The sequence below is a fragment of the Polyangium mundeleinium genome (assembly GCF_028369105.1).
GTDB classification, from domain to species: Bacteria; Myxococcota_A; Polyangia; order Polyangiales; family Polyangiaceae; genus Polyangium; species Polyangium mundeleinium.
The window spans coordinates 6,515,220-6,529,602 of the sequence record NZ_JAQNDO010000001.1; the positions used below are offsets into that span (position 1 = coordinate 6,515,220).

Below are 14,383 nucleotides of genomic sequence, written 5' to 3' on the forward strand. Positions count from 1 at the left end.
CATGGACGAGCGTCAAGCTTTGCATCGTGCTGCGCAGATGTTATCGAAGGTCGCCGCGGGAAACGATCCCGCGGTGATCCTCGACGCCCTCGCGCAGTGCGTCCCTGCCGTGGCAGGCCTGCTCTCGGTGGTACGCAACGACGCACCGCAGATCCTCATCAGCCACGCGATCCGTTTGCCCACGGAGCTCCTCGAAGGGTGGATGCGCACGCGCTCTGAGCACCTCGAACCCGCGCTCCGCCTCGTCCTCGATGCGAGCCCCGGCGGCTTCTGGCGCGACGCGGATACCATCGCGGGGCCTCTGCGTGACGGCCTGGAAGTGCTCCACGCCCTCGACGACTTCGGGCTCGGGGAGGGAGCCGGCTACAAGGTGCATCAGCGGGTGGTTCCCGGCCGCGGGACGGAGCACGTCATGCTGGCGCTGCTCACGGAGAGAGGCACGCAATTCCCGAGGACCGCAGCCGCGATGATGGAGGCATTGGCCACCGACGTGCGGGACGCCGTCCATCGAGCCAGTTTGCCTCTGGTGGCGTCGCGCTCGATCCTGTCGCAGATCACAGAAGAACAGGCGATTGGGTACATCTGCATCAACCGAAGGAATGGCGCGGTTCTGGAGGTGAACCAGCGTGCGTTCGACCTGATCGCCAAATACCACGCCGGCGGGGTCCCCAGGAGCCGCAGCGCTTTGCTCGATTTCGCGGACTCCGCGCGAAACGTCACGGCCAGGCGCTCCTCCTGGCAAATCGTTCATCGCACCGGTGTTTCCGTGCTCGAGGTGCACGTGCACGCGCTCGCCAAACAAACGCACGAGCTTCACGAGGATGTACACCTCCTGTCGATGCACGAGTGGATCCTGCCGAGCGTCTTGCGCGCTCCCCGCGCCGCAAGCTCACCCATTCTCGATGCACTCCCCCCGCGCAAGCGTGAGATTGCCCTCCTTCTGGCGGGCTCCAGCCTTTCTTACAAGGAGATCGCCGACCGTCTGGGCATCAGCCCAGGTACGGTCCGTGCACACGTTCAGAACATCTACCGCTCGCTCGGCGTGCATTCCCGCCCGGAGCTCACGAAGCTCCTGAACGATGAGCAACCTGCCCCTGACGAGGAGGATCGATGAATCGAAACGACGACGACTCGACGAATACGATGGTGCCGTCGCCGAACGGCTTGACGTTACGATCCAACAAGATCCGCATCGAAGTGGTCCAGGGGCCCCAGGCCGGGGAGACCCACGAACTCCCGGGCCCCGAAATCAGGATAGGCAGCGGCGCCGATTGTGATTTCAAGGTCAAGGACCCGACCGTGAGCCGGCACCACCTGACCTTGCGGATCGAGCGAAACAAGATCCGAATCCTGGACGCCGGGAGCCTCAATGGGACCAACGTCGACGGCGTTCATGTGCGGGATGGTTATGCACGCCCGGATTCACGTATCACGATTGGGAAGACTGTATTCCGACTTTTGATGCTGAACATGATCATCGAGCTGCCTCTCTTCCAGGGTGAATGCTTCGGGCAGATGCTCGGCAGGAGCACCGCGATGCGGGCCGTATTTTCCGTGCTAGAGCGCGCGGCGGACACCGACGCCACAGTGCTGATCGAGGGAGAAACGGGGACGGGGAAGGAGGTGGCCGCGCGGGCGATTCATGAGGCCAGCCCGCGGTCCAAGGGACCCTTCGTCGTGCTCGACTGCTCGGCCATCTCTCCGGAGCTCGCGGAGAGCGAGCTCTTCGGGCACGTCAAGGGCTCGTTCACCGGCGCGACGATGGATAGGCCTGGAATCTTCGAGGAGGCCGACGGAGGCACGGTCTTCCTGGACGAGATCGGGGAGCTCCCGCATGGCCTGCAACCGAAGCTCTTGCGGGCGCTCGAGCGCATGGAGGTGCGTCGCGTGGGAGCGAATCGGCCGAAGCAATTCGACGTGCGCGTCGTCGCCGCCACGAACCGGCCGCTGGCCCGCGCCGTCGACCTCGGTGTGTTCCGCGAGGACCTGTATTATCGGCTCGCCGTGGTTCCGGTGCGTCTTCCGCCGCTCTCGGAGCGCTCCGAGGACATCCCCATGCTCGTTCGCCATTTCGAGAAGGAGCTCTCGAAGCGCATGCGGTCCACGCATCCGCTCTCGCAGGAGGTCGTCGACAGGTTTTCCGGTTTGACGTGGAACGGGAACGTGCGCGAGCTTCGCAACGCCGTGGCGCGCGCCCTCGCGTTCGGGGCCGGGGAAGGGCAAAAAAACCACGAAACGTGGGAGCCGGATGTGCAGTCGCTCGGCATTCGCCTGGACGACCCGCTGCTTCACGGCCGCGACCGCGTGGCCCAGGCCTACGAAAAGCACTACCTGAGGCTGATGCTCCAGAAGACGGACGGCAATGTATCTCGCGCAGCGGAGCTCGCCGGCGTCGGGCGGAAATTCGTACAGATGGCGATGAAGCGGTACGGGCTTCGCGGCGAGCTCGACCCCTGATGTAGCGGGCGAGGCTCGCGTGTGCGCGCAGGCGACGCCGGAGGTGCTTCCTGTCCGACTACGCGCTCTCGCTGGGCATGGCCGTGCCCGCGGCATACCCATCGACGAACTCTTGTAGCTTCCGCATCTGGTACGTCCGCACGAGCCCCCGGAGCTGTTCGAGCCACGGGCCGAGCCGCGGATCGTCCTGCTCCATCCGCGCCGCTTCCGCCACCACGTTCCGGACCCGCCCCGAGGTCACCAGCCGCGAGAGAAGGGCGAGCTCCTTGGCGGAAGGCGGCACCAGCGGTCCCTTCTCCCGCGCCGCCGGGACCGGGTCCTTCTCCTCGGCATGAATCCATTCGACGCCGAGGAACCGCTGGATCTTCTCGAAAAGCGCGCTCGCTTGCACGGGTTTGTGCAAGGCATCGTTCCAACCGGCGCGGACGCCATCCTGCTTTTCAACGCCGGAGACGTTCGCCGACGAGATCAAAATCACGACCTCGCCGAGCTCGGGCATCTGCCGCAGCCGGCGCGTGGCTTCACGGCCGTCCATGCCCGGCATGGCCAGGTCCATCAAAATGAGGCCTGGCCTCCGCTCCATCGCCAGCCGCAGCGCCGCCTCGCCGTTTTCGGCCTCGACCACCTCGAAGCCGATCGGGACCAGCAGATCACTCACCAGGGCACGGTTGTGCGGATTGTCGTCCACGACGAGGATTGTGCGGCGCTCGCCTCGATAGCCCGTGATGGTATCCCACCCGAGGACCTTGTCGGCGCTCGCGGCCGCGGGCCCCTCCGCGAGCGGGAGCGTCACCGTGAAGGCGCTGCCTCGGCCGAGCTCACTCTCGACCTCGATCGTGCCGCCCATCTGGTCGACGATCCTCTTCGTGATGGCGAGGCCGAGCCCGGTGCCGGCGCCTTTCGCCTTGTGATCGCCGACCTGCTCGAAAGGATCAAAGATACGCGAGAGGTGCTCCGAGGCAATGCCAGGGCCCGTATCCTCGACCCGGAACCAGAGCTTGCTCCCTTCCTCGGGGCCACGCTTCAGCTCGTCGACGACGAGGCGGACGTTTCCTCGCTCCGTGAACTTGATGGCATTGCTCAAGAGGTTCAAGAGCACCTGCGTCAGACGTTTCTCGTCGCCGTAGATCACCGACGTCGCGTCGCCGCGAATCTCTCGGGTGAAGGCAATGTCTTTCTGGTCGGCGCGCACGCGACACAAATCCACCACCGTGTCCACCCAGGCGCTGAGGTCGAACTTCTTCGGAACGAGCTCCATTTTGCCCGCCTCGATTTTCGCGAGGTCCAGCAAGTCTTCCAGCAAGGAAAGGAGGTGCTCGCCCGATTTCTTGATGGTTTGCACGCCATCCCGGCTCTTCGCGGAGAGCTCTGGCGCGCGCGCGAGGACCTGCGCATACCCGAGGATGCCGTTGAGCGGCGTGCGCAGCTCGTGGCTCATGCTCGAAAGGAAATCGCTCTTTGCGCGGTTCGCCCGGTCGGCCGCCTCCTTGGCGATCCGAAGCTCGGCCGTGCGCTCCTTGATCTTGGCCTCCAGGTCCCGGTACAACATGGCATTCTCGACGGCGATGGCCGCCTGCGAGGCCAGCACCGACAAGAACTCCACGCGCGCAGGCGGGAATGCCGATGGCACGTCGCGGTGCTCGAGGTACAAGACGCCCACGAGATGGCCCCTGTGTGTCAAGGGCAGGGCCAAAAGCGCGAGCACCGCGCGCGACGCGAGGTAGGGATCGCTGGCGAAGCGCGCCTCGTTCCTCGCATCACCTGTCACCACCGGCTCGCCCGTGCGGGCCGCATACTGCACCACGGTCGCCGGTACGTCGTGGCAGTTCCCGAGCGGCTCCGATAACCCCGTCTCGATACGAGCCCCCTCCACCGACAGCCGCGCCACGACGGAGAGCGCTTCCCCTTCGCTGAGCACGAGGGCGCCGCGCTGCGCGCCCGCATTCTCCAGCAACAGCCCCATCAGCCGGCCCACCACGCGCTCCGGGTCGAGCTCGCTCGAAAGCGCCTGCGCCGCGCGCACCGCCGTGTTCACGTCGAAATTCGCGCCCGCGGTGGAGGTCGTGGTGGTCGCCGTCGCCATGGCCGTGCGCTCGGCAGCCGACGCGAGCATGGGCGCCTTGAGCAAGGTAGGATATTTCGCGCTCAGATGGGCGACCACGTTGACGGCGCCCCAGCGTGCATAGGCGTCGCGCGCCTCGCGCAGGTAGAAAGCACCGATATGGCCCTTGCCCGTTTGCAGCCGGAACTCGGCGGCAAGCTGTGTCGAGAGAGCCTCGATGTGCAGGAAGCGATGCTCGCGCGAAAGCTCGATGGCCTCGTCGTACTTGACGATCGCCTCTTCGGTCTTGCCGAGGATACGGGCGTATTCGGCCTCGACGAGGCGCAGCTTGTGGAGGAAGTTCGACGCGCAGCCCTCCGCGAAATAACGCAGCCGCTCGAGGCCGTGCTCGATGTGCTCCCGCAGCCGCGCCTGCTCCTCGGCGCCGGCGGCGTCATGCCAGCATTTCGCCGCCGAAAGCGCGAGGAAGAGCGGGACATCCGTCACCGGCGGCATGCCGAGGATGTCGGCTCGATATTGGTCGGCCTCCCGCGCCCGCAAAAGCGCTCGCTCCCACCTGCCGGTGGCGCAGAACAGATAGGCTTCCAGGGTACGAGCGAGCCCTCCCGTGAACCCATCCCCGTCGGCCAGGAGGGAACGCGAACCGCGCAACAAGGGCTCGTCCTGCAGGAGTTTTGGGGCGCCGTCCGAGGTCATCAGCACCTCGCAAAAGGACGCGACCGTCTCGTAGTGGTGCCTGCCGACAGCGTCTCCCGAGCGCTGCACGAGATCCCAACGAGCCTTGACCTGCGCGTCGACCTGGCCCAGCGGCTGGCCACGCCAGACGCGGTGATAAAACAGCTCGGCCAGGAGGCCCCAGCTCGTGCCCTGGAACGAACCGATTTTCAAGCCAGCCGCGATGGCTCGTTCGTAAAGGGCAGCCGTCTCGTCGACCGGCCGGGAATAGACCATGTAAATGCCATGGAGCACCAGGCATTCGGGGAGCATCGGGGACCCCACGCGCTCTGCGGCACGCACCCCAGGCTCGACCCAGCGCAAGACGCGGCGAGACATGCCCGTGGCCACCGACCACACATTGGCGAAGCTGCAGATCATGAGGGTGGCCGCCGGCGTGAGGGACGCCCGTCGCACCGCCTCGGAGACCAGGCGGACGATGATGAGCGTGTAAAGCATCGGCCGGCCGGCGTAGATCGAGCAGAGCTGCGCCTGCGTCATCAGCGCATCGATGAGCCGGTGCTCCAGGGACCACTCGGGCGGCATTTGATCAAACGCGCCGAGGTCCTGCTCCAGCCATCGATCGAGCGCGGCCGACTCCGCGACGAGCGCCGGCTGACACGCAGCGTCCGTGTCGGGGAAGGTCAACCCCCGCTCCGCGAGCGCCGCGATACCAAGCCCGAGTCCCCGCGTATACTGGCCCGTCGCCAGGCAGCAGCGGACGCGGATCTCCTGCGCCGACAGCCAAGGCACCGCCGCAAGAGGCCGCGCGAGCAAGTCGAGGGCACGCGCTTCGACGTCGTCGAAATCGCGCAAGAGATAGGCCGCCTCCAGCCGCTCCAGGGCAATCTCCACCGACAGCGCTCGCTCTTCCTCGGCGGCTCGCTCGCCGAGGAGCGTCTGCGCGGTCTCCAGCAGGCTGGCCATCAATCGGTAGGAGCTCGCCGCTTTCGCGACGCGCGCGGCCTCCAGGTTCATCCGCGAAACGTCCTTGCGCTCCTCCGCGGCCGTGATCCGCGCCGAACCCTGGTTCATGTGCCGCGCGAGCTCGAGGAGCTGCTGCGCCGTGCCCCCTTCGGCGCGATAGCGCGCCCAGAGCCGCCGGCCAATCTCGAGGTGCGCGAGGACGCGCTGCTCCGGCGAGATCCGCTCGTAGCTCGCCTGCTGCACGCGGTCGTGCAAGAACCGGTACGACGCATCCAGCGTTCCTGCGCCCACCTCTCCGAGCGCCTGCGCGGGGCGATACGCCCCATCGACCGGCACGACCAGCTCCTCCTGCAGCGCCGGCCATAACGCCGCCGTCACCCGGGCGCGCTCCCACCCGCTCAATCGCTCCAGATCCTGGAGATGGAACGTATGCCCTGCGCACGCCGCGAGCCCCAAAAGCTGCTGCGTCGCCTCCGGCATGTCTCGCACCTTCTCCGTCAAGAGCGCGACCACGTTGTCGGTGACCTGCGCTCTCTCCAGGTCCATTTGATTCCAGCGCCATTCCCCGGTCTCGACATCCCGCACCACGTGCTTCTGCCGGTGCAGGGAGAGGAGCAGTTGCTCCAGGAAGAACGGGTTTCCGCGCGTCTTTTGCCATTGCACGCGCGCGAGCGGGGCCACGCGGCTCGGCTCGCTCTCGAGCGTGCGCGAAAGCCACTTTTGCACCTGCTCTTCCGACAGGGGGCCCACCGTCAGCCTCGATACCTTGGCCTCGCTCGTCTCCGTGGCCTCCACGAGCTTCCACAACGGATGCTCGGGAGGCGTCTCGTTGTCCCGGTAGGCTGCGATTACCAGCAGCGACTTGCGCTCCACGTCCGTCAGCAGCGTCTGCAGGATGATCAGCGTGGCGCTGTCGGCCCACTGCATGTCGTCCAGAAACATGACGAGCGGTGGGTTCGGCGTCGTGACGGCACGAACGAAGTTCAGCCACGTCAGCTTCTGCCGATTGAGGACCTGCTCGCCCTCCACGGGCGGCACCGGCGGCAACTTGCCCATGACGAGGTCGAGCTCCGGCACCACATCCGCAATCAGCCGCGCGTTGTCCCCGACCTCGTTCCGGATCCGCGCCTGCCAGGTCTCGAGGACCGACTTCGGGCTGGAGAGCCATTGACGCATCAGCCCCCCGAAGGCTTGCGCGATCGCCGCGTACGGCGTTGACCGCGCGAGCTGGTCGTGTTTGCCTGCAATCAGGAGGCCACGCCCGGCCTTCGCGATGTCGTGGTAGACCGTGCGCACCAGCGCCGTTTTGCCAATGCCCGACGGCCCGCCGACGAGCAAGAGCTCCGCCGTGCCCCGCGCAACCCGGGCAAACGACTCGCCGACCCGCTCGACGTCCTTCTCTCGCCCCACGAGCACCTGCGGCAATCGCAGCTTCCGTGAGAAGTCCTTCTTTCCAAGCGCGAGGGGCTCCACCGTGCCCCGCTCGTGCAACATGCGGAGCGCCTCCTCCAGATCCTCCGCCACGCCCCTGGCGGTCTGGTAGCGCCGCTCGGGATCCTTCGCGAGGAGCTTCGATACGATCGCCGACACGGCGCTCGGCACCTCCGGCGCGATCGTATCGAGCGGAGGCGGCGTCTTGGCCAGGTGCGCGTGCACCAGCGAAAGCGGATCGCGGTCCGTGAAGGGCCGTCGCCCCGAGAGGACCTCGAAAAGCGTCACGCCCAGCGAATAGAGATCCGTGCGTGTATCGAGCGCGCGCGCCGTGCGCCCCGTTTGCTCCGGCGAGATGTACGCCAAGGTCCCGTCCAGCGCTTCGGGAATGCTTGCCTCCGTCGCTTCCTGCGACAAGAGCGAGGCGATGCCGAAGTCGAGCAGGGTGACCTGCTCGTACGTTTCATCCACGAGCACGTTCTGCGGTTTGACGTCCTTGTGCATCACCCCGGAGGCATGCACGCCCTCGAGCACCCGGGCCAGGCGTCGCCCGAACCGTAGCGCGGCCGCCACCGGCAAACGGCCCTGCTTGGCGAGCACCTGGTCGACCGAACGGAATCCGGGGTTCTCGAGCACCAGCGCCACCGTGCCGTTCCGCTGCTCGAACGCCTGCACGCGCGCGACGCCGGGCACCGCCGCGAGCTGCCGGAGCACCTGATGCTCGTGGACCAGGCGCCCCATCACGCGCGGGGTCGGCACCTCGGCCACCGGGACCTTGATCACCACCTGCGCGCCCGAGGAACGATTCACCGCGCGATGGACGCGTGTCTCGTTTCCCTCGTAGACGACGTCCCCCAGTTCGTACCCCGCAAGTTCCATCCTCGAACCCCTCCCGTGCGTCTCGTAGAGCGGCACGATATCCGATCGTGCACCATACTAACCTCGGCAGGGCCGCAAACGTCAATGCAATTTTGAAAGAAATTTCACGATGTCGTGTTACGCCAAACCGTGTGTGCACACGATGGAAAACCACTGTCACCAGACCGTCTGTGTACCCGATGGAAAACCACGGTTCATGGACGGTGTGTCATGGGAATGACGCGTAGGCCGTGCATGCACGTTTTTGCAGAACCGGGAACCCCGCGTTTCAGGGCTTGACGTCGCATGCTTGGCCCTTTACTGCCGTGGTAGTTCTTGATAGGGTCCACGCTCATCTCTCCAGGCACACGGGATGGACGATCTGACGCAATTCAATGGTCTCGTGGTCGCGGTCGACGACAACCCCATCAACCTCGACACGCTTCTCGAGGCCTTGTCAGGCGAGCGTCTCGACCTCGCCGTCGCCACGGACGGCAGCATGGCGATGAGCCTGATCGAGCGCGAGCAGCCTGATCTCGTTCTCCTCGACGTCATGTTGCCGGATATCGACGGGTTCGAGGTGTGCAGGCGCCTGAAGGCCAATCCGCAGACCGCCGATACGCAAGTCGTCTTCATGACCTCCTTGAGCAATCGGGAGCACCGGCTGCAGGGGCTGCATGCCGGCGCCGTGGATTATATCAGCAAGCCCTTCGATACCGAGGAGCTGCTCGCGCGCATACGCCCGCACATCGCCGTCCGGCGCATGACGCGGGCGCTGCAGGAAAAGAATACGAGCCTGGAGGCGGAGATTCGGCAGCGCGTCGCCGTCGAGGCCGCGCGCGAGGCGCTCCTCGTCGAGCTCATGACCCGTACCGACGAGCTGCACGAGGCCAAGGAGCGGCTCGAGCGCGAGCTCGTCGAGAAAGGGCGCGCCAATGCGGAGAGGACCGCGCTCCACGAGCAGATCATCGCCGGCCAGCGCACCCGGCTCCTCGAGCTCTCCACGCCGCTCATTCCGATCACGGATCGTATCCTCGTCATGCCGCTCATCGGTACGATGGATACCGACCGGGTCCAGCAGGCCATCGAGACGATGCTCCAGGGCGCCAGCAGCCGCTCCGCCGACTTCATCATCCTCGACATCACGGGCTTGAAGCGCGTGGACGAGAGCGTCGCCAGCATGCTCCTCGCGGCTGCCAGCGGCCTGCGGCTCCTGGGGACGCGCACGGTGATCACCGGGATCCGTTCGGAGGTGGCCCGAACGCTCGTTCATAGCGACGCATCGCTGCAAGGTATCGTCACGAAGGCCACGCTGCAGGACGGCATTGCCGTGGCCATGCAGGCCGCCCGTCATCGAGGATAGGGCGCCTGCGCTGCCGGAGGGGAGCGCGATTTCAGCGGCGCAGCAGCGGCAGCTTGCGCACGCCGGTCATGTTCGGGCTGGGGATGAAATCCGGCGGCGCGTCTGGATCCAGGCGCAGGCCCGGGAAACGCTCCATCAGGATGTTCAACGCGACCCGGCCTTCCAGACGGGCGAGGGGAGCGCCGATGCAAAAATGGATGCCTCGTCCGAAGGCGAGGTGCGGGTTCGGGTCCCGGGACAGGTCGAACACGTTCGGATTCGTGAACTGCCTGGGATCTCGGTTCGCCGCTGCGATCCACACCATGAGCAGCTGATCGGCAGGGATCGTCTTGCCGCCGAGCTCGACCGCGCTCATCGTGACCCGGCCGAGGACCGCGAACGGGCTGAAGAAACGCAGCGATTCCTCGATCGCAGCCGGCACGAGCGACCGGTCCGCGCGCACCCGCGCCCCTTCTTTCGGGTTCGTGTCCAGGCAGAGCACCGTGTTGCCGAGCAGCATGGTCGTGGTGATGTGACCCGCGATCAGCAGGATGTTCGCGAAGTTGGCGACCTCGGTCTCCGTGAGCCGGTCCCCGTCCACTTCGGCCTCGACGAGCTTGGTGAGCAGGTCCTCGCGAGGCTTTCGCCTGCGCTCCGCGGCGTGCGCGCCGAGGTAATCGGTCAGGTTCTTGGTCTGCTCGAGCGCGACCTTGACCATGCGGTCCTGCTCTTCGGAGCGCTTGACGAGGGAGAACTGCAAGGTGTTCTCCAGCATCTTGTCGACCCATTGCTTGAACATGTCGCGGTCGCTGCTGGGCACCCCCAAGAGCTCGGCGATGACGATGACCGGGAGCGGATACGCGAGATCGGCCACGAGCTCCAGCCGGTCCCGCCCGTCCACCGCGTCGAGCAGCTCGTGGGTCAGACGCGCGATCCGCGGCTCGAGGTCCGCGACGACCTTCGGCGTGAAAGCGTGGCTGACGAGACTCCGGAGCTTCTTGTGCTCCGGCGGGTCCATCTGCACCAGGTTGCCCTCGTTGGATTGCCGAATCTCCGGGACCAGGCGCATGGTATCGGACGAGAACAGGCCGGGATCACCGAGGATCCGCAGCGTCTCCGGGTATCCATACACGTTCCACATCCCGAGATCGGGAGCGAACTGGACGGGTTCGTCCGGAATTTGCCCCCGTAGCCAGAACTGCGCTTTGTGAATGCCCCACGTATCGGCCAGCGTCGTCATGGCGTTCCCCTTTCAGTGCGCTTGCGGGCCCGGGATCAGCCGGGCTCGGCGGCGTAGATCCATGTGCGGTAGCAAGTGATGAGTTCATCGAAGATCGCGCAGAGCTCGGCGGCGGCCGCCGCCATCACCTCCTTCCGTGGCTCGTCGGCAGGTTCGAAGGCATGCCGGACGACGTGCGCGAGGGCGTTGGCCCTGGCTTCCACGTCGACACCAACGCTCATGGGGTCGACGGTGCCGAGCAGGTAGAACCCGGCCGACGTGGCCCGCAGCGCATACACGAGGTTCGGGATGTCCGCGCGGAGCAGGCCGTGGCGGGTCAGGATCTCGAAGAACCGGTCGGTTGTGAGCACTTCCTGGCTCCCGACCGTGCCCTCCCGCAGCTTGCCGAGCAATTCGGCGTTTCCGACGACCAGGGCCATCGTGAGCGGCCGCTGATGCACGGCCAGGAACGAGCTCCGCAGGAAGCGGTGGGGCTTGATCTCGGCCAGGTCGCTCCGCAGCCGGTCCCGCATCCCCTCGACGAGGACGATGGATTCACGCCGGAGCAGCGCCTGGAAGAGCTGCTCCTTGGAGCGCCAGTGCAGGTACACCGTGCCTTTGCCGATGTCCGCCTGCTTGGCGATGTCCTCGATGGTCACCTTCCGGTAGCCCATGCGCAGCAGCAGCATGGCCGCGGCGTCGAGGATCCGATCGGCGCGGCTGCTGGCCTGTGGCGGGCGTTGGAACACGGCGCGTTCTTCTCGCTGACCCGTTGACCAGTTTCGAACTTCTGGTCAACGGGTCAAACGAAGGTAGCAGCCTCGGACGCGGCGGCAAGGGAGAAACGGGCGTGCGCTCGTGAGGGGTGCTCGGTGGAAGCCCCCTGACTAGAAGGATTGCACCACCTTGCCCTCGCGCTTCACCTGCACGAGGTGCTTGCCTTCGAAGGCGTAGGCGCGGCTGGTCACGACCTCCGACGGGGTCTGCTTCACCGACTTGTCCTTCTCTTCGCGCGAGAGATCGCCGTAGAACGTGATCTCATCGCCCTTGACGAGCTGCATCGAGGCAGGGAGGTCGGCGAAGGTGACCTCCGCGATGCGGATGCTCGTCTTCGAGCCCACCTTGCAGTCGCGCTTGTAGACGGGGTTGTTGTTGAGGTCGTACGACTCGATGACGCCCGTCGAGCGGCAATCGTAGTTGAACGGCTCGGTCTTGCGCTGCTCGCCGACGACCACGACCTTGCCGCCATCACGCTGGAGCGAGGTGATCGTGTAGGGCCCGGTGTAAAAGAGCTTGGGCGCCTTGGGCTCGCGGTCGAGCGTCCCCGTCTCGAGCCTGGGGACCTTCCATTCTTGCATCGCGAACGCCGCCGCCGACGTCGATTGCAGGCTTTTTAGCTTCTTGTCGACCTCGGCGTGACGCTCGGCCGCGACCGGCCAGCGCGCCGGCGCGTCGCGGCCAGGCTCCCAGCCGCCGATGTCGGGCAGCTTCGGCGTGCGCTGCGTGCCGCTCACCTCGGCGTAGGCGCAAAAGACGTCACGATCGAACGTCTTGTCCTCGGCCCAGGGCCGGCCGAAGCGCGAGAATTTTTCAACTTGATCCCCCACGGGCTTCACGAAATCGGCGAGCGCGTATTCGTGGCCAGTCTCGCGGTGCACCTGGAAGAGGGCGACGCCGATTTCGTAGGGCAGGCCCACCCAGGTCATCGGATGCCCGCCGGGGAGCTTCAGGCCCTTTTGCTCGGCCTCCTTCGCGACGTCGGACAGGAGCGCGTTCAGGCCCGAGGCCTGCTCGTAGTAGTTGCCCTGCTTGCGCAGCGTCTCCAGCCGCGGGCGATGCTTTCCCTCGATGTCGGCCCAGCCCTTGCGATAGTCCTCGTAATCGGCAAAGCATTGCTTTTGCCAGGTGCGGTTGACGGCGCCCTGCGCCAGGGCGTTCGTGAGCTCGATGGTCGAGAGGTCGTTCGACCAGCCGGGGATCCACTCCGGATCGACGTTCCCGCGCTTGAACAGCCCGGTGGTATCGACGCCGGCCTTCTGGAAAAACGCCCTGCCGCTCGCGCGCGTCTGCGTGCAGCAGGTGTAGTCGATGGACTGGTAGAGCTTGAGGAGCTCCTCGTCGGTGGACTTCGGGCCGGCGGCCTTGCCGGAGCTGGAGGTCGCCGACGACTCGCCGGAGCTGGAGGTCGCCGACGGCTCGCCGGACGAAACGGAGGGCAGGCCCCCCACCTTGATGATGCCGCATCCGGCAACGAAGGTGGCGAGCAGCGATGCTAGGAGCGTTCGTGTCATGGTCGATGGTCTTCTGGGGGAAGGGGCGGGCGCAGCCGCGCACACGTCTCCCGCTGCCCGAGGTCGTCCCCCAGCAGCAGGCGCTTGCCCTAGAGGACGGAGAACCCGCGCGCGTTTGCGTTTTTTGTTTGTCCGGTGCTCGCGATTCCGGGGGCTCGCCCTACGAGCGTCCGTCGAGCATGCTCCGGGAGAGTTCGAGCTGGCTCTGGACGAGGAGCAGGATGTTGTCGACTTCACGCCCGCTGAGGCGCAACCGCGCCATCAGGGCGTTGCGCACCCGTCCCATGAGGGTCGCGCGTGTCTTCGCGAGGCTCCGGCTCACGGCGGAGGGCGAGACCCGATAAAGCGCGGCGAGCGCTTCCAGGTTCGCGCCGTCGAGGTAGTACTGCTGCAGCAGCGTCCGCTCCCGCGCGGCGAGCGCGCCCAGGGCGTCGCGCAGGGCGAGCTTGAGCTCGGCGAGCGAGGTGCGCTTCAGGTGCGACAGCTCCGGATGGTCGGCGGGGACCTCGATGGCGTCGAGCAGCTCGTCCTCGACGGGGATCTCGCGCGCGGCGCGCAGAGCGTCGATGCTGGCACGCACGGCCACGGCCCGGAGCCACCGGCGCAGCTCCCCACGGCCACCGTACTCGCGGATCTTCGGCCCGGTGCCAGGCTCCCCGACGAAGAGCTTTTGCCGGAGCACCTGCAGGATGTCGTCCGCGTGGCTGCCGGATCGATCGACCTGCTGGATCGCGGCCGTGAGATCCGGGACGTAGGACCGCTCGAACGCCGCGAGCGCCGCGCGGTCGCCCCGCTCGCAAGCACAAGCGAGGTAGAGGTCGCCGAGGCGCAACGTGCCGAGCGTCCGTTCGAGCGTCTCCACGTCCCCCGCAGGGAGCCGCGCCGAGAGCCAGCGCACGAAGGCCTCCGCGGGCACATCGATCTCCGGCCACGGGGCCCGCGCGGACGCGACGGATCGCTCCAGGAACCCCTCCAGCGCGTCCTCGGCCTCGTGCCGCGCCGCCCCTTGCCCGCTTTCCTGCTCCAGGAAGACCTCCGCGAGACGGCAAGATGGGGCAGTCACGCGCGGACTTTACCGGATT

Annotated in this window: 8 protein-coding genes; 3 read left to right on the forward strand and 5 right to left on the reverse strand. The window is 66.5% G+C overall.

Going from position 1 to position 14,383, the window contains the following annotated elements; genetic code table 11:
• Position 1: 1 nt before the first annotated feature.
• Positions 2 to 1,114, forward strand: a complete 1,113-nt coding sequence (locus tag POL67_RS25860) for a helix-turn-helix transcriptional regulator (protein ID WP_271921679.1) — start codon at positions 2 to 4, stop codon at positions 1,112 to 1,114.
• The gene (locus tag POL67_RS25865) at positions 1,111 to 2,457 is read left to right on the forward strand and encodes a sigma 54-interacting transcriptional regulator (RefSeq protein WP_271921681.1); all 1,347 of its coding nucleotides are present in this window, start codon (positions 1,111 to 1,113) and stop codon (positions 2,455 to 2,457) included. Before POL67_RS25860 ends, POL67_RS25865 begins: the two co-directional genes overlap by 4 nt.
• 58 nt (positions 2,458 to 2,515) lie before the next feature.
• Here POL67_RS25865 and POL67_RS25870 read toward each other — a convergent pair whose 3' ends face one another.
• Positions 2,516 to 8,470 (reverse strand): AAA family ATPase, encoded by a 5,955-nt coding sequence (locus tag POL67_RS25870; protein WP_271921683.1) that lies wholly within the window; start codon positions 8,468 to 8,470, stop codon positions 2,516 to 2,518.
• 352 nt (positions 8,471 to 8,822) lie between these two features.
• On the opposite strand from POL67_RS25870, the gene POL67_RS25875 reads away from it, so the two are divergent.
• On the forward strand, positions 8,823 to 9,812 hold the full coding sequence (locus POL67_RS25875) for a response regulator (RefSeq protein WP_271921685.1): 990 nt from the start codon (positions 8,823 to 8,825) through the stop codon (positions 9,810 to 9,812).
• Between the two features lie 31 nt (positions 9,813 to 9,843).
• On the opposite strand, the gene POL67_RS25880 is transcribed toward POL67_RS25875, so the two are convergent.
• From POL67_RS25880 to POL67_RS25895, 4 genes are all read right to left on the reverse strand, one after another.
• Entirely contained in the window at positions 9,844 to 11,031 is a 1,188-nt protein-coding gene (locus POL67_RS25880; RefSeq protein ID WP_271921687.1) for a cytochrome P450, read from the reverse strand.
• Positions 11,032 to 11,066: 35 nt separating this feature from the next.
• A complete protein-coding gene (locus POL67_RS25885; RefSeq protein ID WP_271921689.1) occupies positions 11,067 to 11,759 on the reverse strand; it encodes a TetR/AcrR family transcriptional regulator in 693 nt (230 codons plus the stop codon).
• 138 nt (positions 11,760 to 11,897) lie between these two features.
• Entirely contained in the window at positions 11,898 to 13,301 is a 1,404-nt protein-coding gene (locus POL67_RS25890) for a hypothetical protein (protein WP_271921691.1), read from the reverse strand.
• A gap of 160 nt (positions 13,302 to 13,461) precedes the next feature.
• Positions 13,462 to 14,364, reverse strand: coding sequence for a sigma-70 family RNA polymerase sigma factor (locus tag POL67_RS25895; RefSeq protein WP_271921693.1), 903 nt, complete (start codon positions 14,362 to 14,364; stop codon positions 13,462 to 13,464).
• Positions 14,365 to 14,383: the final 19 nt, after the last annotated feature.